Here is a 20,776-nt window from a genome sequence, read left to right on the forward strand (position 1 = left end):
ACGCACCGGGCTGACGGGATGTCAGCTGATGTGCGACCCCGGCCCGTACGCTGAAAATCGTGATCACGTACGAGGACCACCGCCTGCGCGCCCTGGCCGACGACGGCCGCTGGCCCGAACTTTTGGCCGCCTACCGGCAAGGCCGGGCGGCCGCCGTGGAGCGGGCCGGGGAGGAGTCCGCGGCGGCGCTGACGGCGCCGCTCGGCCACCTGATCGCCTACTCGGCGCCGCCGGAGCTGGCCGTCCGGCTGTTCGACCGGGAGGGCGGCCCGGGGACCGTCGCCGGGGTCGTCGACCACGACGCCGGCCCGATCTGGGAGGTGCTGGCGACCCGGCACTCCTGGCTGCGACTGGCCCCGCTGCTGAGCCCGGCGCCGGTGCGCCGCCTGGTCGCCCAGACCCGGGTGCTGCTCGGCGAGGACCTCTCCTACGGGGCCGAGCCCGATCCGGAGGGCGTGCCGCTGCGGCTGGAGCCGTGGGAGAACGCCGGGTGGGAGGAGGGTGCGAGGGTGCGCGAGTACCTGCCGTGCGGGGGCGCGCGCAGCGCCCTGCTGACCCTGCCGGCCAGCCGGGAGGGGCTGGCCGAGGTGCTGCTGCCGCCACCGGGCGTACGCCTGGGCGGGCAGCGGGCCACCCGGGCGCTGGCCGCGCTGGCGGACTGGGCGGAGGTGGTCTGCGTCCGCGGACCGGCCCCGCAGGCGGCGGCCCAGCTGGCCCGTACGGCGAGGGTCACCGGCGGCTACCTGCCCTTCGCGCTGGCCTATCCGGCACTGGTGCAGGCCGCCGCGGCGGGCCGGGAGCGCGGTTCGGCGCACGGCCGGCTGGCGCTGTGGCGGGCCCTGGCCGCGATGGCGGGGGTGGACGGCCTGGACGGTCCGGAGCGGGTGGAGGTCGACGCGTTGGTGGCCCGGATGCGCTGCTTCGTCTGGCTGGAGCCGGCGGCGGGGCTGCGCCATCTGCACGTCGCGCTGGAGGACCCGGCCTGTGGTCTGGCCTGGGCGGTGAGCGGCTCGGAGGACCTCTGACCGAGGCCGTGGGCGGGATCACCGGAGGTCCGGCCCGGAGGGCGGACGGCTCGGGACGGCGGGGCGGCTCGGAAGTGCGGACGGCTCGGGGAGCACGGGCGGCCCCGGGAGGGTGGACGGTCCGGCCCGGAAGGCCACTGGCCCGGGCGGCGGGCGGGTCGCCGTCCGGGCCAGTGGCCCGCGGTGATCGCGGGACCCCCGGTCCGGCGCCGTTTTCCGGGGGAGGTGGTGGCGCCGGACCGGGGGAGTGTGGGGAGCGGCGGAGCGCTCAGGCGGCCGTGGCCGCGCCGTTCTGGGCGGGGACGGTCTCCGGGGAGTCGGTTCCCGCCGCCGCCGGGGTGGCCGCCGACGTCCCGGCCGGGGCGCCGTGCGTGCCGTGCGGCGCGCCGTGCGACCCGGTGTCCGGCCCGCCGTGCGTGTCGACGAGGGTCTGCTCGTCGAAGGGCAGCTCGCCGGCGAGCACCCGGCGGGCGCGCCCGGCGTCGAGTTCACCGGTCCACTGGCCGATCAGCACGGTGGCGACGGCGTTGCCCGCGAAGTTGGTGAGGGCTCGGGCCTCGGACATGAAGCGGTCGATGCCGACGATCAGGCCGACGCCGTCCACCAGCGCGGGCTTGTGGGACTGCAGTCCGCCCGCCAGGGTGGCCAGTCCGGCGCCGGTGACCCCGGCCGCGCCCTTGCTCGCGATCACCATGAAGACCAGCAGCGAGAGCTGCTCGCCGATCGACATCGGCTTGTCCATCGCCTCGGAGATGAAGATCGACGCCATGGTCAGGTAGATCGCGGTGCCGTCGAGGTTGAAGCTGTAGCCGGTCGGGACGGTGATGCCGACGACCGGGCGGCTCACGCCCAGGTGCTCCATCTTGGCGATCAGACGGGGCAGCGCGCTCTCGGAGGAGGAGGTGGAGAGGATCAGCAGGAACTCACGGCCGAGGTAGCGCAGCAGCGCGAACACGTTGACCCCGGCGACCAGGCGCAGCAGCGTGCCCAGCACCACGACGACGAACAGGACGCAGGTCGCGTAGAAGCCGATCATGATGACGGCGAGGCTCTTCAGGGCGGCGGTCCCGGTCGCCCCGACGACGGCGGCCATCGCCCCGAAGGCGCCGATCGGCGCCACCCACATGATCATCGACATGACCCGGAAGACCAGGCGCTGCAGGTGCTCGATCCCCCGCAGCACGGGGGCGCCGACCGGGCCCATGGCCTGCAGGGCGAAGCCGGCCAGCAGCGCGACCAGCAGCGTCTGCAGCACCTTGCCCTCGGTGAGCGCCGAGAACATCGTGGTGGGGATCATGCCGAGCAGGAAGTCGGCGGTCGACTGGGCCCCGCCGGCGGCGGCCTGGGCGTGGCCGGACTTGGCGAGCGCGGCGGTCAGGTGCAGACCGCCGCCGGGCTCCAGCAGGTTGCCGACGGCCAGGCCGATGGCCAGGGCGACGGTCGACATGGCGAGGAAGTAGCCGAGGGCGAGGCCGCCGACCTTGCCGACCTTGGCGGCCTTGGTCACCGAGCCGATGCCCAGCACGATGGTGCAGAAGATCACCGGGCTGATCATCATCTTGATCAGATTGACGAAGCCGGTGCCGACCGGCTTCAGCTCCACGGCGAAACCGGGGGCCGCGAGCCCGACCACCACGCCCGCGACCACGGCGGCGATCACGGCGAGGTAGAGGTAGTGCGTCCTGTCCCGGCGTCTGGATCCCCCCGCCGGTGCGGCTGCATCGATCGACATCTGCGGCTCCTTCGCCCTGCGGTCCTGGCGGCCCCGGGTGGTGGGCCGCTCCGACTATCGGGCCCGGCCGTGACGGAGGTCACGTTTGCGTTCATAGAGTTCACGGCGGACGGGTGCGACGGGCCCCCTGACGGCCGTCGGGGCGTGGTGCACACTGGCAAGCATGTCCGTGCGCACCGCCCCCGCCCCCGCGCGGCGGCGAGTCCTCCCGCCCCGTCCCGGCCCCCGCCTCCCGCGCGGACCGGTGCGCAGCCTGGCCGGTCAGCTCTTCGTCGTCCAGGTGGTCATCGTCGCCGCCGTGGTGGCCGGTGGTGCGGTGCTCGCCTACCTGTTCACCGCCGGGCGCACCGAGGACGCGGCCCGCCGCCAGGTCACCGCCGTCGCCCACGCCGTGGCCGACGCGCCGTCGGTGCGCGCCGCCGTCACCCAGCCCGACCCGACCGCGCTGCTCCAGCCCTACGTCGAGCAGGTCCGGGTGGACACCGGGGTCTCCTTCATCACCGTGATGGACACCGGCGGGGTGCGCTGGACCCACCCGCTGCCCGACCAGATCGGCAAGCGCTTCCTCGGCCACATCGACTGGGCGCTCGCGGGGCAGACCCGCAGCGAGACCTACACCGGCACGCTCGGCCCGTCCGTCCGGGTCGTCACCCCGGTGCTGGACGACCGGCACCGGGTGATCGCGCTGGTCAGCGCGGGCCTCACGGTGGAGTCAATCTCCGCGCAGCTGAGCGGCCCGCTGCTCGCCCTGGTCGGGGTGGCGGTCGCCGCGCTGGCGCTGGGCGGCGCCGGCACCTATCTGGCCAACTCCCGGCTGCGCAGGCACACCCACGGCATGGGACCGGCCGAGCTCAGCCACCTCTACGAGTACCACCAGGCCACCCTGCACTCGGTGCGCGAGGGGCTGGTGCTGCTCGACCGCGCGCACCGGGTGGTGCTCTGCAACGACGCCGCCCGCGACCTGCTCGGGCTGGCCGGAGCCGTGGACGGCCGGCCGGTGGCGGACCTGGGGCTGCCGCAGGCGCTCGTCGACGCCGTCCTCGGGGACGAACCGGTGCGGGACGAGGTGCACCTGACCGCCGAGCGGGTGGTGGTGCTCAACACCTCCACCATCGGCACCGGCCTCGGCCGCGTGGTGACCCTGCGCGACCACACCGAACTGCAGTCCCTCAGTGGCGAGTTGGATTCCGTCCGTGGATTCACCGAAGCGCTCGGGGCGCAGGCGCACGAGGCCGCCAACCGGCTGCACGCCGTCGTCTCCCTGGTCGAACTCGGCCGCCACGAACAGGCGGTGGAGTTCGCCACCGCCGAACTCGCGCTCGCCCAGCAGCTCACCGACCGGGTCGTCGCGGCCGTCGGCGAACCGGTGCTGGCCGCGCTGCTGCTCGGCAAGGCCGCCCAGGCGGCCGAGCGGGGCGTCGAGTTGACCCTCACCGGGGACAGCCGGATCGACGACGGGGTGATCCCGCCCGGGCTCTCCCCGCGGGACCTGATCACCGTCCTCGGCAACCTGATCGACAACGCCGTGGACGCCGCCATCGCCGGCGCGGCCCGGAGCCCGGTGCCGCCGGAGGTCACCGTCACCGCACGGATCGACGGTGCGGCTGCGGACGGTGCCGCACCGGGCCCGGGCGCGGGAGTGGACGGTGCCGGCCTGGGCGCGGACGGTGCCGGCGTGGGAGTGGACGGTGCGGATGCGGGCCCGGGGCCGGGTGCGGACGGGCACCTGCTGCTGCGGGTCGCCGACACCGGTGCGGGGATCGACCCGTCCGCCGTCGAGGACGTGTTCCGCCGCGGCTGGAGCACCAAGCAGGACGGCCACGGTCACGGCCTCGGGCTGGCGCTGGTCGCCCAGGCCGCCCGGCGCAACGGCGGCACGGTCGAGGTCGGCCGGGACCGCGGCGCGGTGCTCACCGTCCGGCTGCCGCTCGCCGGGCCGGCCCGCGCGCGACGGCAGGACGGTCCGGCCCGCCCGGGCGTCGGGCGGGAGCGGGAAGCGGTGCCGTCCCCGTGAGCGCGACCGCACCCCCGCCGGGGATCTCCGTGCTGGTCGTCGAGGACGACCCGGTGGCCGCCGCCGCGCACACCCTCTACGTGGAGCGCGAACCGGGCTTCCGCGCCGCCGGCACCGTCCACAGCTGCGCCGACGCGCTGCGCTTCCTGGACCGCGCCCGGAGCGCCGGGACGCCCGTCGACCTCACGCTGCTCGACCTCTACCTGCCGGACGGCCACGGCCTCCAGCTCTGCCGGACGCTGCGCGCCGCCGGCCACACCACCGACGTCATCGCGGTGACCTCGGCCCGGGACCTCGCGATGGTCCGCCAGGCGGTGTCCGCGGGCGTCGTCCAGTACCTGCTGAAGCCGTTCGGCGCGGCCGCCCTGCACGACCGCCTGGAGCGCTACGCCCGGTACCGCGACAGCCTCGGGCGCACCGGCGAGGCGACCGGGCAGGACGAGGTCGACCAGGCGTTCGCGCTGCTCCGCACGCCGGAGCGGAACAGCCTGCCGAAGGGGCTGAGCGCGCCCACCCTGGACGCCGTCGCCTCGGTGCTGCGCGAGGCGGCGACAGGGCTGTCCGCGGCCGCGGCGGGCGCCGCCGCCGGGGTCTCCCGGATCACCGCGCGCCGCTACCTCGAGCACCTGGTCGACACCGGGCAGGCGGTGCGGGAGCCGCAGTACGGCAACGTCGGCCGGCCGGAGCTCTGCTACCGCTGGAAGGGGCGGGCGTGACCTTTCGGCGCGCCGCTCGTTGGCAGGACCGGGGGAAGTTCACCCACTCGGGTGGTTCTGGGCACCCGGGGGCATCCCTCCAGGTCAGGGGCGATAAAGTTAGGCTTACCTAACTTCCTCTGGGGGTCTGCTTTGTCGCTCGCCGCCGTTCCCGCCCAGGCCCAGGCCACCACCGCGACACAGGGCCGGTCCCCGTCCTTGGGTGAGGCCGTCCTGCGCCGTCAGCGCGTGCGCGAGTCCGCCGCCCGGACGTACGCCCGGTCCTTCCCCATCGTCCCGGTGCGCGCCAACGGCATGACCGTCGAGGGCGCCGACGGGCGACGCTACCTGGACTGCCTCTCCGGTGCCGGGACGCTGGCCCTGGGGCACAACCACCCGGTGGTCCTGGAGGCGATCCGCCGCACCCTCGACAGCGGCGCCCCGCTGCACCTGCTCGACCTCGCCACCGCCGAGAAGGACGACTTCACCACCGCGCTGTTCGAGAGCCTGCCCGCCGAGTTCGCCGCCCGCGCCCGGATCCACTTCTGCGGGCCCGCGGGGACGGACGCCGTCGAGGCGGCACTCAAGCTGATGCAGACCGCCACCGGCCGCGCCGGTGCGCTCGCCTTCACCGGCGGCTACCACGGCATGACCGCGGGGGCCCTCGCGCTCACCGGCAACGTCGCCGTCAAGGAGCCGCTGCCGAGCGGTGGCGAGGTGGTCCGGCTGCCCTACCCGTACGGCTACCGCTGCCCGTTCGGCGTCGGCGGCGAGGCGGGCGCCGACCTCGCCGCGACCTACGTCGAGCGGCTGCTGGACGACCCCTCGGGCGGGGTCGTGCCCCCTGCCGCGATGGTTCTGGAGGCCGTCCAGGGCGAGGGCGGCGTCGTCCCGGCGCCCGACGGCTGGCTGCGCGCGATGCGCCGGATCACCGCCGAGCGCGGCATCCCGCTGATCGTCGACGAGGTGCAGACCGGCGTCGGCCGCACCGGCGCGATGTGGGCCGTCGAGCACAGCGGCGTCGTCCCGGACGCCATGGTGCTCTCCAAGGCGATCGGCGGCAGCCTGCCGCTCGCCGTCGTCGTCTACCGCGAGGACTACGACGGCTGGCGGCCCGGCGCGCACACCGGCACCTTCCGCGGCAACACCCTCGCCATGGCCGCCGGCGCCGCCACCCTGCGGTACGTCACCGCGCACGGGCTGGCCGAGCGTGCGGCCCTCGTCGGCGAACGGATGACCGGCCGACTGCGCGACCTCGCCGGCGAACTGCCGGTGATCGGCGACGTGCGCGGGCGCGGCCTGATGATCGGCGTCGAGCTCGTCGACCCGAGCGGAGCGCCGGACGCCTGCGGAGCCCACCCCGCCGACCCGGCGTTCGCCGTCCGGGTCCGGGAGGCCTGCCTGGAGCGCGGCCTGATCGTGGAACTCGGCGGCCGGCACGACGCGGTGCTGCGGCTGCTCCCGCCGCTCACCATCACGGACGAGCAGGCCGCCGCGGTCCTCGACCGGCTCGCCGACGCCATCGCGTCGGCGTCGGCCGCGTCCGCCGGGTCGGCCGTCTCAGTCGGGTCCGCCAGGTCGGCCGGGAGCGGGCAGGGGCGTGGGGCCGGGTCGGCCGCCGAGGTCCGGGGCGCCGAGTGACCGCCGGGCCCGGGGCGGGCTCCGGTTCCGGGGCTGACTCCGGTTCGGGCTCCGGGGCTGACTCCGGCCCCGGCTCTGGCCCTGGCCCCGGCCCCGGAGAAGGCGCGGGCTCCGGTGGGGCCGCGGGTTCGGCGCCGGGTGGGGGCTCCGGGCCGGGCGGCGGCGGAAGCCCCGGCGACCTGCCCGAACTGCCTGACGATCCGGCCCCGTTGGACGCCCTCGCCGGCGGCGCCGGCGGGCCCGGCGCGCTCGGGCCGCTGCTGGCCACCGTCCTCGACGCGCTCGACGAGGGCATCGCCCGGCGCGGCGGTCCACTGCCCGCGGGCAGCCCCGCCGAGATCGGCGCCCTGGTCGCCGACGCGCTGGCGGGCGCCTCCGGCCCCGACGCCCTCGCCCGGCTCACCGAACTCCTCGCCTACGGCGCCGCCGATCCCGCCGACCCGGCCTGTGCGGCCCACCTGCACTGCCCCCCGCTCGCGGTGGCCGCCGCCGCCGACCTCGCGGTCAGCGCCCTCAACCCCTCCCAGGACTCCTGGGACCAGGCCCCCGCCGCCACCGCGATGGAGACCGCCCTGCTCGCGGAGCTCGCGGCCCTGGTCGGCTACGACCCGGCCCGCTCCGCGGGCGTCCTCACCTCCGGCGGCACCGAGTCCAACCTGATGGGACTGATGCTGGCGCGTGACCAGAAGCTCGACGGCATCGTCGAGTTGGACGGCATCCCGGACGGCGTCCGGCCGTGCATCGTGGCCTCCGAGACCGCACACTTCTCCGTCCAGCGCGCCGCGGCCCTGCTCGGCCTCGGCGAGCGAGCCGTCGCCACCGTCCCGGTCGACCGCCAACTGCGGATGGGAGCAGCGGAGTTGGAGCGCGTCCTGGCCGAGGTCAGCTGGTCCGGGCGCACCCCGATCGCCGTCGTGGCGACGGCCGGCACCACCGACACCGGCGGCATCGACCCGCTGCACGCCGCCGCCGACCTCGCCGGCCGCTACGGCGCCTGGCTGCACGTCGACGCCGCGTACGGCGGCGGCGCCCTGCTCTCCGACCGCCTCGCCCCGCTCCTCGACGGCATCGAGCGCGCCGACTCCGTCTCCCTCGACTGGCACAAGCTCGGCTGGCAGCCCGCCGCCGCCGGCGTCTTCCTGGTCCGGCGCACCGAGACCTACGTCTCGCTCGCCCGCCGCGCGGAGTACCTCAACCCCGTCGACGACGAGCAGGCCGGCTACCCCAGCCTGCTGGGCCGCTCGCTGCGCACCACCCGGCGGGCCGACGCCTTCAAGCTCGCCGTCACCCTGCGCACCCTCGGCCGCGACGGGCTCGGCCGGCTCGTGGACGCCTGCCACGAGCTGGCCCTGGTCGCGGCCGAGGCGGTCCGCGCCGAGCCGTCGCTCGAACTCCACGCCGAACCCGTGCTGACCGCCCTGCTGTTCCGCTACCGGCCGCCGGGGTCGGCGGACGAGGCGGTCCTCGACGAGGTCAACGGGAGGCTGCGGCGCCTGCTGCTGCGCTCCGGGCGGGCCGTGGTCGGGCGGACCGAGCTGCCCGGCGGCGGGCCGGGCCGGGTGCGGCTCAAGCTCACCCTGCTCAACCCGCACACCACGCCGGGGGAGGTGCGCGCACTGCTGCGCGAGGTGGTGGTGGCCGGCCGGCGGGCCTCGGGGGACCGGTCCGGCTAGCCGGTCCGTTCGTACGGCGTCGTTCTCCTTTCGATTCCAAAACAAATACCTTCTCCGGCGCCGATGTTGGAGGAAGCGACACTGGTGTGAGAGGGTGCCGGGGCGATATTCAACCGCTCCCGGAATGCGTCCGTGGACATACCTTCGCGAGGGCGTACAGGCTGTTTCCGGCCGCCCGGTGATCACATTTCGCCAACCCCCGGGCAGGGCTTGCGGAGATCCCGAACAGCGGCGGTAACTTCATGTGGTCGCAGCCCCACCTTGCGCACACGGCACCCCGGGGTAGGCCGCCTGACCAGGTGCGAGCCGTGATCCTCGATGAGCGGAACCTGACATCCGGGTGAACTCCGCCTACCCGCCGTGCACTTCTGTGAATCCCGGTAAATCCACGTGAACACCGTCCAGTGACCAATGCTGCGAAGCGGAGCCAAAGGCATGCGCGAAACCCTCCCGGACGAGATCCCGATACGCCCGACGGCCGACGTGTCGGCTGGCTACGAGGCACTGCCGTACTCCCGCCGCTGCCGGGAGATCTGGCGGCGCGGGGAGCACCTGCTCATCGGCGTCAGCCCGGGGAACAGCTATTTCAGTCACCGCCGGATCGCCGAACTCGTCGGGTGGGGGAGCGGGTTCTTCGAGCGCATCGACATCGTCTACGCGGACCTCCACGTGGCGACCCAGTTCGAGACCTTCGGCTACACGCCGGAACACGCCCGGCGGCGCGCCGGCAAGGAGGTCAAGGCCACCGCCCGCCGGATCGAACGCGGGGTGGAGGAGTCCGGCCGCCCCTGCCCCGTCCGGGTGCACGCCCTCTCCGAGTTCACCGGCGACGACCACTACCGCCGCCTGCACCGGCAGGCCGTCGAGGCGCTGCAGACCGATCCGGCGTACCGGACCGCCGCCGAGAACATGGCGCGCGGATTCCTGGCCGCCCGGCTGGACGAGGGGCTGGCGCCCAGCGAGGCGCAACTCGCGGCCGGCGTCCGGTACATCACGGCCGAGCTGCCGTTCTTCCTGGACACCCCGGCGCTGCTCGGGGTGACCACCTCGGTCAGCTGCTACCACCTGCAGCTCCCGCTCACCCACGTGCTGTTCGGGCGTGACGAGGGTCTGCGGGCGGCGCCCGGCCAGGCCTACGCGGTGGTCCGCCCGGCCGCCGTGCCGTCCGTACCGCCGCTGCCCTCCTTGCCCGCCCGCGCCGCCTGACCGCCGCCGGCCCGATCGCCGGCGTCTGACCGCCGCCGGCCCGATCGCCGCCGCCCGCCCGCTGTCACCCCACCGCCGCCGGCCGTTCCGCCTGCCGCCCGCGCCCGGCCGCCGATCCGCCCGAGGAGCCACCACCGTGACCGACCTGCTGACGACCGACCCGACCGTCTTCCCGCTCCCCAGGAGGGGGGACGTCCTGCCCGAGGAGGCCACCCGCCTGCGCGAGGAACGCCCGATCGCCGGCATCCGCACCCTCACCGGCGACCCGGCCTGGCTGGTGAGCAGCTACGCGCTCGCCAAGCAGGTGCTCGAGGACGAGCGGTTCAGCCTCAAGGACACCGCCAACCCCGGTGTGCCGCGCCAGTACGCGCTGACCATCCCGCCCGAGGTGGTCAACAACATGGGCAACATCAACAGCGCCGGGCTGCGCAACGCCGTCATGAAGACCCTCTCACCGCGCGCCGACCGGGAGCTCGACGGCTGGCTCCAGGCCGAGGCCCACCGGCTGATCGACGACCTGCTGGCCCAGGGCGCGCCCGGCGAACTGCGCGACGGCTTCACCGAGCCCTACTCCGCCGCCCTGCACTGCCGACTGCTCGGCATCCCCTCGGACGACTGGCGGCGGCTGATGGCCGGCATCGACGTCGCCTTCCTCACCAGCCCGGTGCCCTTCGCGGGTTCGGCGCCCAACTGGTACAAGGACCTCGGCTACATGCTCGGGCGGCTCAACGCCGACCCGGCGCCGGTCGACGGCCTGCTCGGCCGGTTCGTCGAGCTGCGCCGCTCCCCGGACGTCTCCGACCGGGTGAGCGACGAACTGCTCGCCACCGTCGCGCTGTCACTGTTCGGGGCGGGCGCCGTGTCCACCTCCTCGTTCCTGCTCAACGCCGTCGTCTACCTCTGCGAGCAGCCCGAACTCGCCGAGCGGCTGCGGCGCGAGCCCGCACTGATCGGGCGCGCGGTGGACGAACTGCTGCGGGTCAACCTGTCGATCGGCGACGCGCTGCCGCGGCTGGCGACGGCCGACGTGCAGGTGGGCGACGTCCTGGTGCGGGCCGGCGAGCTGGTGCTGGTGCTGGTCGAGGGGGCCAACTACGACCCGGCGGTCTTCCCGGACCCGGAGCGGATCGACTTCGACCGGACGGACAACCCGCACCTCGCCTTCGGCGCGGGCCGGCACTTCTGCCCGGCCTCGGCGCTCGGCCGCACGCACGCCGAGATCGCGATCGCCGCGCTGGTGGAGCGGCTGCCGGGCCTGCGGCTCGCCCTGCCGGCCGACCAGCTGGCCTGGCGGCCGGGGTTCATCAAGCGGATGCCGGAGCGGCTGCCCGTGGTGTGGTGACGGGTCCGTCGTGTGGTGACGGGCCCGTGGCCTGGTGACGGGCGCGCCCGCGCCGGCCGTCAGCCCCGGGAGCGCGCGCCCGCGCCGGTCGTCAGTCCCGGAGCAGGACGGCGCGGGTGAGCTCCCAGGTCTCCGGGTCGGCCGCGACCAGCAGGCCGTCCTCGCCGCCGGGGGCCTCCGGGCGGTACGGGTTGCCGTCCAGCCGGGAGGACACGCCGCCGGCCTCGGTGACGAGCAGGGAGCCGGGGGCGTGGTCCCAGGGCAGGGTGCGCCAGTAGAGGATGAAGTCGCAGCGGCCCTCGACGACGTCGGGGTACTCGATCCCGGCGGCGTGCCGGCCGGGCGAGACCTCGCCGAAGGCCGCGGCGTTGGCCCGCAGCCGTTCCTGGCGGTCCGGTTCCAGGAAGCGGCTCTTGACCGATCCGCGCAGCTTCGCGGCGTCGTGCGGCGCCGGCGGCCGGGTCAGCCGGGTGCCGTCGCGCCAGGACCCGGCGCCCAGTTCGGCGCGGTAGGCGGTGGCGGTGGCGGGTTGCCAGATCCAGGAGGCGACGGTCCGTCCGGAGCGGACCAGGGAGCACATGACGGCGTAGTCGGGGCGGCCGGCGACGAAGTTGGCGGTGCCGTCGACCGGGTCGACCAGCCAGGCGGCGGGCTCGTCGTGCAGGGCCCGCGCGAGTGCCGGGTCGGCGGCGACGGCCTCCTCGCCGACCACGGGGACCGGCAGCAGCTCGCGCAGGCGGCGGGCGATGATCGCTTCGGCCTCGCGGTCCGCGACCGTCACGACCTCGCCGGGTGCCTTCTCCATCACCTCGCCGGCGGCCAGCGCCCGGAAGCGCGGCTCCACCGCCTCGGCCGACGCCTCGGCGAGTATCTCCGCCACCTTGTCCATCAGCACCTTCGCGCTCCCTTCGCTGCCTCCACTGTCCCACGAGTGCGCGGACGTGACCTGCGGCGGCCCCGGGGTGGCAGGGGGCGGGAGGGGGAGAGGCGGCGGCCGTCGGCTGACGTCTGACAGTTGACGGGTAACAGGTGACAGATAACAGATGACAACTTTCGAAATCTGTTATCTGTCACCTGTCATCTGTTACCCGTCAACCGTCGGCCCTCACCCGCCCAGGTAGTGGAAGCCCGGGCGAGGGTGCATCAGGAACTCGTGGTGCGAGATGTTCCAGGCGTAGGCCCCCGCCATGGCGAACAGCACGCGGTCGGCCGCCCGCAGGCCGTCGGCGCCGTCCGCGGCCCGGGCGAGGACGTCCTTCGGTGTGCAGAGCTGTCCGGCCAGAGTGGCGCGGCCGGTCGTGACGGCGGGGCGCGGCCACGGGTGCGGCCAGTCCTCCACCGGGAGGACCTCGAAGGGCTGCGAGTGCCCCCGGGTCGCCGGGGTGCGCAGGTGGTGGGTACCACCGCGGACCACGGCGAAGTCCTCGCCGTGGCTCTGCTTCACGTCCAGCACCTCCGTCGCGTACCAGCCGCAGTGGGCGGTCAGGGCGCGGCCGGGTTCGATGCGCAGGGTCAGCCCGGGACGGTCGCCGAGCAGCTCGTCCAGCCCCTCCCCGAAGGCCTTCCAGTCGAAGTGTTCGGTCGGGTCGTCGTAGTCCACGGCCATTCCGCCGCCGATGTTGACCTCGGTGAGCGGGAATCCGTGCCGCTCGGCCAGCGCGGCCGACCAGGCCACGATCTGCCCGGCGACGGCCAGTTGCTCGGCGGCGGCGAGCCCGCTGGCCAGGTGGGCGTGCACGCCGCGCAGGCGCAGCCGCCGCCCGAGCCGTCCGACGCCGTCGCCGTGGCGATCACCGTGGCGATCGCCGTCGGCGCCGGCGGTGAGCAGCCGCACGCACTCCTCGGCCTGTTCCGGGTCCAGCCCGAAGGGCGTGGGCCGGCCGCCCATCGCGAGCGCCACCTCGTCCAGCGCGCCCGTGGTGACGGGCAGGTTGACGCGCAGCAGCACGTCGACGACGGTGCCGGGCCGGTCGGCGAGCACGGCGTCGAGCCGGTGCAGCTCCTGCTCGCTCTCCACGTGCCAGCGGTGCACCCCGGCGTCCACCGCGGCGGCGATCTCGGCGGGCGTCTTCCCGGGCCCGCCGAAGGCCAGCGGGGCTCCCGGGACGGCGGCCCGCACGTGCGCGAGTTCACCGCCGCTGGAGACCTCGTAGCCGTCCACCGCGTCGCGCAGCGCGGCCAGGACGGGCGCCTCCGGGTTGGCCTTGGCCGCGTAGTACAGCTCGACCCGGTCGGGCAGCGCGGCCCGGACGACGGCGGCGTGCGCGCGCAGCGCCGCCAGGTCGTACACGTAGGCGGGCAGCTCCTCGGGTGCGAGGGCGGCGGCGTGTCGGCGGACGGTCTCGGTCATCGGACGGCGCTCCCGAGGGACAGCGGGACGGGCATGCGGGCGGCCTCGGCGAGGACCGAGCCGGCCAGCGGGGAGGGCAGGCGGACGTAGCCGGCCTCGCGGTCGGCCTTGCGTTCCCAGCGGGTCAGCAGGTTGGCCTTGGCCGGCAGCGGGACGCCGGCCAGCAGCGCCCGCAGCCGGGGCGGGCGGCCGTGGGCTGCCGCGTACTCCTCCAGGGTGTCCCGGACGGCCTGCCACAGCGGGCCCTCCAGCCCGGGGTGGCGGTCCGCGAGGGCGGCGAGCAGTTCGGCGACGTGGTTGACCAGCAGGCAGTAGACCACCCGGTCCCAGCCGCGCTCGGCGTCGTAGGTCATCGGCCCGGCGACCTCGGGCGGGAGGGCGGCGAGGACGGCGGCGTTGCGCTCGGGCACCAGCTTGGTGCCCTCCAGGTCGCGGAAGAGGACCTGGGCGGGGTGCCCGTCGGCGTCGACGCCGATGAGCACGTTCTGCAGGTGCGGTTCCAGGACCACGCCGTGGTCGAAGTAGGCGGCGAGCACCGGCGGGAGGAGCAGCCGCAGGTAGGCGCGCCACCAGTCCAGGGCCCGCCCGCCGTCCGGGTCGTCCCCCAGCAGCCGGGAGACGTGCGCCGAGCTGGTGGGGTGTTCGTCGGCGACGGCGGCCGCCAGCAGCGGGGTGACCCCGGGGCGCAGCAGGCCGCCGAAGCCCTCGCGGACGATCAGGCCGAAGCCCTCGTAGAGCGCCTGGTCGGGTCGGCCGTCGGCGCCGGGCAGGGCCAGTGTGCGGAACGCGGGCTCGCGCAGCATCGCCGCGTCGGGGAAGCGCCGGGCGAGGTCGGCGAGCGCGGGGGCGAGCAGCCGGGTCAGGGCGACGGCGCCGGTGAGCTCGTACGCGGCGTTCTTGCGCAGGCAGTTGGTGATGCGGACGTTGAGGCTGAACTTGAGGAAGGCGTCCGCGCCGTACAGGGTGCGGACGGAGGCGGTGGCGGCGAACTCCTCGCCGCGCGGCCCGAGGTCGAGCACGTCGCCCCGGGCCAGCGCCCCGCGCAGCAGCGGGTGGTCGCCGACCAGTCGGTACTGCCAGGGGTGGGCCGGCAGCAGCCGGTAGCCCTCCGGGGCGTCGCCGAGCCCGTCGAGCAGGGCGTTCGACCGTTCGTCCGGGGACTGCCCGGCGAGCAGTTCGGAACGGACGGCGAGGTGGCGGAGCCGGAACGCGGCGCGGGACTCCGGCGCGTAGTGGCGCCAGTCGCCGCGGGCGGCGGAGCGGGACTTGGGCGCCGGGTGGAAGCGGTGGCCGAACAACAGGGCCTGCTCGGACTCCAGGTAGCGGTCCGCGCCGGGGGCCGGACGGTTCTCCAGCCCCTGGCGTACGCCCTCGTGGCTGGAGGCGACCTGGTCGAGGAACTCCTCGTTGACCGTCCCGGTGCGCAGCTCCAGTTCGCCCTGGACGTGCGCGGCCAGCTCCTGCCAGCCCAACTCCTCCCAGTCGCCGTTCCGTTCGATCTCGACCGGGCCGGTGAAGCGGTGCGCTCCGAGCAGCGAGGTGCGGCGCAGGGCGACCCGGAGGAGGGCGCCGCGCCGGGGCAGGCGCAGCAGCAGGCGGCCGTCGGCCGCGGCGGTCTGGTGCTCCGGCGCGGAGACCTCGCGCAGCAGGCAGTTGAGCAGGGTGTGGGCCACCGCGTGGTCGGCGGACGGGAGTTCACGGTCGAGCGGGTGGTGACTGACCGGGCGGTGGCCGGCCGGGTGGTGGCCGGCCGGGTGGTGGCCGGCCGGGGCGTGGCCGAGCGGGTGGTGACTGGCCGGGGCGTGGGTGATCGGCTCGTCGGTCATCGGCGACTCCATCGCTGGCGGAGGGACGGGAGGGTGAGTGCGGTGGCCGCGACGGCGGCCAGGACGGCGGCGGCGGTGCCCGCCACCACGGGGGCGGCGGCGCCGTACCGGCCGTTGGCCAGCGCGGCCACCGCGCCGGCGGCCACGGCGCCGCCCTTGGAGACGAGTTCGAGGGTGCCGAACATCCGGCCCGGCTGGCGGCCGCGGGCGGCCCCGGCGGCGAGCACGGACAGGCTCACCAGGCCGAGGGTCAGTCCGGCCCCGAGCAGCAGCCGCACCGCGACGAAGACGGGCAGCGAGTACGCGACGGCGTGCCCGGCCAGGCCCAGCGCGACGAGGCCGAAGCCGAGCGCGATGCCGGCGTGCGGGCGGGTGTGGAAGGCGGTGTGGGTGCGCGCGGCGAACACCAGGTAGCACAGGTGCGGCACGGCGAACAGCACTCCGGTGGTGGTGTCGGAGACGCCCGGCAGCCGCTGTTCGGCGAGCGCGATGAGGTAGGGGAAGGAGATGACGGTGGCGAAGACGAACGCGAACTCGAAGGCGTAGAGCGGCAGGAGCGGTGTGCTCGCCGCCGGCCCGGCGGGCTCCGCGGGGCCGGCGCCGGTCGCCGGGCGGGCCGGCTCGGGCAGCAGGGCGAGGAACACGGCCGCGGCGAGCGGCAGGACGGCCATCACCAGGTACTGGCGGTGCGGGTCGATCCAGGGGGACAGCGCGCCGACCAGGATGGGTGCGGCCACCAGGGCGGCGCGGGCGGAGCCCTGCATCAGGGTGAGCGCGCGGGACAGCCTGGAGCCGTCGAGGGCGGCGGCGAGGTAGCCGTTGGTGGCGGCGAAGGTGCCGCCGAGGAACCCCTGCAGTACCAGCGCGGCGGTGAACGCGGGCAGGCTGTCGGCGGCCCCGGCCAGCAGGAAGGAGACGGTGAGCCCGAGTTGCGCGCGCAGCAGCAGCCGCTTGCGGCCGAAGCGGTCGGCCAGCCGGCCCCACAGCGGTGCGCCGAGCGCGCTGAACACCGTCGGGACGACGTAGAGCACCCCGGCCCAGCGGGCCTGCGGGTCGCCGAGGGTCGGCAGGATGGTGGTGAGGTAGGGCGGCAGGCCGAGTGCGGCGAAGGAGGCGACGAAGTAGCAGGCCGCCACGGCGTGCACCTGGCGTCGGCCGATCCCGTCCGCCGCGGTGGTGCGGCCACCGGTCCGCTGAGGGAGGGTTTCCACGCTCATCGGGTGTCCCCGGCCGGGGACCTGCCCGGTATCGCCTGCTCCAGCAGGTAGTTGGGGCCGGTCGTGTAGTGCTTGTTGACGTCGGCGGCGCCGGAGCGCTGCTTGCTGAGCAGGGTTCCGGCGGTGACCATGGCCTTGACCGGCAGGCGTTCGGCCTCCAGCAGGTCGGTGCGCAGCGCTGCGCCGGCCGGTCCGATCCGGTCGACGGCCTCGGCCAGGCGCTTGCGCAGCAGGGCCAGCAGCTCGTCGAGTCCGGCGCGGCCGTGCGCGGCGAGGCCGAAGGCGAGCGCGCCGGTGCACAGGTGGCCGGTGATGGTGGTGAACAGGTCGGTGAGCGGCCGGTCGTCCTCGCCGAAGATCCTGGCGTCGTCGAACTCCTCGCGGGCCGGGGCGAGTTCGCCGAGCGTCGCGGTGAGCCGGGCGGTGTGCACGCGCGGGCCGTCGTCGTCCTTGTAGAGCAGGCGCAGGCCGTTCCCGTCGAGCACCAGCGAGGTGTTCTGCTGGTGCGACTCCAGGGCGACGCCGTAGCCGAACAGGGTGGCCTGCCAGTCGAGCAGCAGCTCCAGCAGGGCGTCGTAGAGGGCGAGGGGGTCGCCGCCGTGGAAGCGGTCGGCGAGGTGGTCGAGCACCAGGCGCCCGCCGGGCGCGGGGGCCAGCAGGGCGGCCAGCGGGACGGTGACGGCCCGCTCCAGCCCGGCCGGGTAGCGCCGCAGCAGCACGGCCAGCAGCTCGTGCCCGGCGTGCGCCCAGCTCTGCTCGTCGGCGTGCAGGATCCGGTCGGCGAACCGCGGCTCGCGGGCCAGCACGGCCTCGACCAGGCGCTGGCCGGCGGCGCCGTCGAGCAGCGTCCCCGGCTTGATGGTGCGGCGGTTGAGCCGGCCCAGGGTGGCGGTCGCGAGCGGGAGCTTGAGGTGGCAGGAGGGGTCGTCGGCGACGGCGACGGTGCGCATGGAGAGCGTCGGCACGACGGTCAGGTAGGGCCGGTCGGCGAGCACCGCGCGGCCGGCCAGGCCGGTGGCCGCCAGCGCCTCCTCCAGTGCGGTCCCGACGGTGAGCGGGTGGACCGGCAGGGTGGTCCAGCCGTCGCCCGGGCACGCGTCCGCCAGGCCGAGCCAGGCCGGGGTGGGCCACCAGCTCGGCAGCGGGTGTTCGCCGTGGGTGGTGAGCGCGTCCGTCGGCACGGCCAGCCAGCGCAGTTCGAAGGCAGGGTGGAACTCGGGCGCGTAGGAGCGCAGTTGTGCCTCGTCGAGACCGGCCCGGCCGCGCGCGGTCGGGTAGACGGGGTGGTCGAGGTAGGCGGCGAGGGTGTCGTGGCCGAGGGCGGCGGCCGGGCCGGTCCAGTCGGCCGGGTCCGCGCCGTACAGGTCGGTGAGCCGGGCGTGCACCTCGTCGCGGGCCCGTTCGTGCAGCTCCATGGTGGCGAGGGTCTGCCGGCACTCCTCGGCGAAGGCCGCCCAGCCGGGCCGGTCCTCGGCCTCGGCCAGGGCGGTGAGGGCCGCCACGACGGCGTCCAGACCGGTGACCGTCCGCCCGTCGAGCTCCAGCAGCGGCAGCCGGGCGGCGTACTCGCTCTGGAACCCCTCGGCGGTGACGGGCAGGGCGAGCGGGGCGTCCGCCGGGACGAGCCAGCGGCCGTCGGCGCGCTCCTGCGCGGAGGAGCGGGTGCGCAGGCCGAGGACGTCCTCGCGCAGCAGGGCGGAGAGCACGCGCAGGGTGAGCTGCTCGTCGGCGGTCACGGGGTGACCTCCCAGCGGTTGGCGGCGAGGAAGCGGGCGACGGCGGTGTCCACCGCGCCCTGGTCGGTGCCGACGGCCCAGATGACGCCCAGGTAGTCCCGGTTGGTGCGGTAGTGCTCGTGCCGCTCGCCGAGCGGGCGCAGCGGGCGGTAGGCGAGCCGGACGCCGTCGCGTTCCTCGTCGTACGGTCCGGGGGCGGAGGTGAGCACGCCGGCGCGGTCGGCGAGGACCGCCTCGTTGCGGGCCCGGCGCGGGGTGGCGGCGCACGACTCGCCGAGGTCGGCGGGGAGTTCGCGGCCGAGGTGGACGGCGAGGATGTGCTCGAAGAGCGGGACGCCGAGGATCTCGGCGAGCATCAGGTCGCACTGGTCGCCGATGGCGCGGTAGTTGACCTCGATGATCCGGGCGCGGCCGTCCGGCTGGACGACGAACTCGGTGTGGCAGGCGCCGAGTCCGACGCCGATCGCGTCCAGCTGGGCGAGCACCTGCCCGACCACCGCGGTGGGGTGGGCGGGGACGAACTCGAGGACCTCCTCGATGAAGTCCGGCGGCGGCGACAGACGGGTGCGGAAGCCGCCGAGGACGTGCCGGCGGCGGCCGTCGCCGAGCGTCTCCAGGGTGCACAGCGGCCCCTCCAGGAACTCCTCGACGACGAGCGTGGCGCCGGCCCGGCGGTGCTGGATCTCCCGGCAGCGCGCCGCGAGTTCGGCGGCGTCGGCGACCAGGACGACGTCCTCGCTGGCCACGCCCTCGCGCGGTTTGACCACGCACGGGAACGGCGGGTCCAGCTCGGCCGGGTCCTGTCCGGGGGCCAGCTCGGCGGACCAGACGGCGTCCTGGCCGGTCAGGGCGAGGTGGCGGCGCAGCTGGCCCTTGTCCTTGGCCCGCAGCGCGGCCTTCCAGTCCTTCGCGGGCAGGCCGAAGTACTCGGCGGCCAGGGCGGTCTGGGTCTGCAGGTGGTCGCTGTTGCTGAACACCGCGTCGGGCGCGTGGTGCCGGGAGAGCAGGCTGATCACCGCACGGAAGTCCCGGACGTCGCACTCCAGCACCTCGGGTGCGGTGAACGGGAGGTCGGCGTAGGCCTTCAGGTGGGGCCCGGCGTGGTCGGTCAGGACGGTGACGTCGAGCCCGAGCCGGTCGGCGGCGGGCAGGAAGCCGTCGGTGACCGAGTCGGTGGGGTTGAGGGCGAGCAGGTAGAGCCGCATGGGGAGGGGTCCTCGGGTTGTCCTCGGGGTGGTGGCGAGCCGGTGGCGGCGGGCGGACCGGGCGCCCCGCGCCCGCCCGCCGCCGGCGGTCGGCGGTTACTTCGGGGCGTCGACGCCCGCGGCCTTGGCGATGTCGACGAGCATCGCGTCGGCGGCCTGGACGCCGATGCCGGACATCCAGGTCTCGTCCGGGACGTTGAAGACCTTGCCGTTCTTGACCGCGTTCAGGCCCTTCCAGACCGGGGTCTGCTGGACCTCGCTCTCCTTGGTCTTGGACGGGTCGTCGGCGGTGGTGACGAACACCAGGTCGGCGTCGGCCTGGTTGATCTGCTCGGCGCTGACCTCGAGGATGTTCTGGTCGACGTCCTGGGGGGCCGGGCGGGTGAGGCCGACGTCCTTGAGGACGACGCCGCTGTAGGAGGACTTGGCGTACAGGCGGGTCGGCCCGGCGACGAAGCGGACCACCGAGGCGGTCGGCATGGTGCCGCCGTTCTTCGCCTTGATCGCCTCGCCGAGCTTGGCCGCGCGCGCCTCGTAGTCGGCGAGCGCCTTCTTCGCCTGGTCCTCCTTGCCGAGGGCCTGGGCGTAGAGGGCGAGGTTCTGCTTCCACGGGAAGCCGGTGGTCTCGGCGAGCACGGTGGGGGCGATCGCGTTCAGCTGGTCGTAGACCTTGGCGTGGCGGACCTTGGAGGAGAGGATCAGGTCGGGCTTGAGGGAGGCGATCAGCTCCAGGTTCGGCTCGTTCATCGGGCCGACGTCCTTGGTGTCCTTGATCTTGTCCTTGAGGTAGGAGGGGAACCCGCCCTCGGTCTTCATGTGCGGCGACACCGCGCCGACGGGCGTGATGCCGAGCAGCGTGACGTCGTCCAGCTCGCCGCTGTCGAGCACCACGACGCGCTGGGGCTGCGCCTTGATCTGGGCCGTTCCGGCGGCGTGGGTGACGGTGCGCGGGAAGCCGGCGGTGGCTCCGGCGCTCGCGGAGGCGCCGGCCTGGGCGGCGTCCCCGCCCTGCTTGGTCCCGCCGTCGCTGCCGCAGGCGGCGAGCAGCGTGGTGGAGAGGGCGGCGGCGAGGACGGCGACGGGCAGTCGGCGGTTCATGGGGGTTCCTTGGATC

15 protein-coding genes are annotated in these 20,776 nt (G+C 75.1%); 7 read left to right on the plus strand and 8 right to left on the minus strand.

The genetic code is table 11. The features are described 5' to 3' along the window. The first annotated feature begins 59 nt into the window (after nucleotides 1-59). Complete coding sequence (locus ACFYUY_RS02065; RefSeq protein WP_360205411.1) at nucleotides 60-1,025, plus strand: hypothetical protein; 966 nt, start codon at nucleotides 60-62, stop codon at nucleotides 1,023-1,025. A 268-nt stretch (nucleotides 1,026-1,293) separates the two neighbouring features. Here the strand turns inward: ACFYUY_RS02065 and ACFYUY_RS02070 are convergent, their stop codons facing one another. Then, nucleotides 1,294-2,757 (minus strand): cation:dicarboxylate symporter family transporter, encoded by a 1,464-nt coding sequence (locus ACFYUY_RS02070; RefSeq protein ID WP_387897158.1) that lies wholly within the window; start codon nucleotides 2,755-2,757, stop codon nucleotides 1,294-1,296. Nucleotides 2,758-2,920: 163 nt separating this feature from the next. Here ACFYUY_RS02070 and ACFYUY_RS02075 point away from each other — a divergent pair, with 163 nt between their 5' ends. The 6 genes from ACFYUY_RS02075 (at nucleotide 2,921) to ACFYUY_RS02100 (ending at nucleotide 11,328) form a co-directional block, all read left to right on the plus strand. Next, complete coding sequence (locus ACFYUY_RS02075) at nucleotides 2,921-4,771, plus strand: ATP-binding protein (RefSeq protein WP_387897160.1); 1,851 nt, start codon at nucleotides 2,921-2,923, stop codon at nucleotides 4,769-4,771. Continuing rightward, complete coding sequence (locus ACFYUY_RS02080) at nucleotides 4,768-5,487, plus strand: response regulator (RefSeq protein ID WP_387897161.1); 720 nt, start codon at nucleotides 4,768-4,770, stop codon at nucleotides 5,485-5,487. The genes ACFYUY_RS02075 and ACFYUY_RS02080 overlap by 4 nt, the downstream gene beginning before the upstream one ends. 198 nt (nucleotides 5,488-5,685) lie before the next feature. Next, nucleotides 5,686-7,107, plus strand: coding sequence for a diaminobutyrate--2-oxoglutarate transaminase family protein (locus ACFYUY_RS02085; protein WP_387897163.1), 1,422 nt, complete (start codon nucleotides 5,686-5,688; stop codon nucleotides 7,105-7,107). A 209-nt stretch (nucleotides 7,108-7,316) separates the two neighbouring features. Next, on the plus strand, nucleotides 7,317-8,780 hold the full coding sequence (locus ACFYUY_RS02090) for a pyridoxal-dependent decarboxylase (protein WP_360205424.1): 1,464 nt from the start codon (nucleotides 7,317-7,319) through the stop codon (nucleotides 8,778-8,780). Nucleotides 8,781-9,215: 435 nt separating this feature from the next. Continuing rightward, complete coding sequence (locus tag ACFYUY_RS02095; RefSeq protein ID WP_360205426.1) at nucleotides 9,216-9,986, plus strand: tRNA-dependent cyclodipeptide synthase; 771 nt, start codon at nucleotides 9,216-9,218, stop codon at nucleotides 9,984-9,986. A 136-nt stretch (nucleotides 9,987-10,122) separates the two neighbouring features. Next, complete coding sequence (locus ACFYUY_RS02100; RefSeq protein ID WP_387897165.1) at nucleotides 10,123-11,328, plus strand: cytochrome P450; 1,206 nt, start codon at nucleotides 10,123-10,125, stop codon at nucleotides 11,326-11,328. Nucleotides 11,329-11,419: 91 nt separating this feature from the next. Here the strand turns inward: ACFYUY_RS02100 and ACFYUY_RS02105 are convergent, their stop codons facing one another. From ACFYUY_RS02105 to ACFYUY_RS02135, 7 genes are all read right to left on the minus strand, one after another. Then, entirely contained in the window at nucleotides 11,420-12,217 is a 798-nt protein-coding gene (locus tag ACFYUY_RS02105) for an inositol monophosphatase family protein (protein ID WP_387897499.1), read from the minus strand. 216 nt (nucleotides 12,218-12,433) lie between these two features. Continuing rightward, the gene (locus ACFYUY_RS02110) at nucleotides 12,434-13,678 is read right to left on the minus strand and encodes a type III PLP-dependent enzyme (protein ID WP_387897166.1); all 1,245 of its coding nucleotides are present in this window, start codon (nucleotides 13,676-13,678) and stop codon (nucleotides 12,434-12,436) included. Continuing rightward, nucleotides 13,675-15,504, minus strand: coding sequence for an IucA/IucC family protein (locus ACFYUY_RS02115; protein ID WP_387897168.1), 1,830 nt, complete (start codon nucleotides 15,502-15,504; stop codon nucleotides 13,675-13,677). The genes ACFYUY_RS02110 and ACFYUY_RS02115 overlap by 4 nt, the downstream gene beginning before the upstream one ends. Then, entirely contained in the window at nucleotides 15,501-16,721 is a 1,221-nt protein-coding gene (locus tag ACFYUY_RS02120; protein ID WP_387897169.1) for an MFS transporter, read from the minus strand. Before ACFYUY_RS02120 ends, ACFYUY_RS02115 begins: the two co-directional genes overlap by 4 nt. Further along, nucleotides 16,718-18,457, minus strand: a complete 1,740-nt coding sequence (locus ACFYUY_RS02125) for an IucA/IucC family protein (protein ID WP_387897171.1) — start codon at nucleotides 18,455-18,457, stop codon at nucleotides 16,718-16,720. Before ACFYUY_RS02125 ends, ACFYUY_RS02120 begins: the two co-directional genes overlap by 4 nt. Further along, on the minus strand, nucleotides 18,454-19,662 hold the full coding sequence (locus tag ACFYUY_RS02130) for an acetyl-CoA carboxylase biotin carboxylase subunit family protein (RefSeq protein WP_387897173.1): 1,209 nt from the start codon (nucleotides 19,660-19,662) through the stop codon (nucleotides 18,454-18,456). Before ACFYUY_RS02130 ends, ACFYUY_RS02125 begins: the two co-directional genes overlap by 4 nt. 96 nt (nucleotides 19,663-19,758) lie before the next feature. Then, nucleotides 19,759-20,760 (minus strand): ABC transporter substrate-binding protein, encoded by a 1,002-nt coding sequence (locus ACFYUY_RS02135; RefSeq protein WP_387897174.1) that lies wholly within the window; start codon nucleotides 20,758-20,760, stop codon nucleotides 19,759-19,761. Nucleotides 20,761-20,776: the final 16 nt, after the last annotated feature.

The organism is Kitasatospora sp. NPDC004745 (genome assembly GCF_042873275.1).
In the GTDB taxonomy this organism is placed as follows: domain Bacteria; phylum Actinomycetota; class Actinomycetes; order Streptomycetales; family Streptomycetaceae; genus Kitasatospora.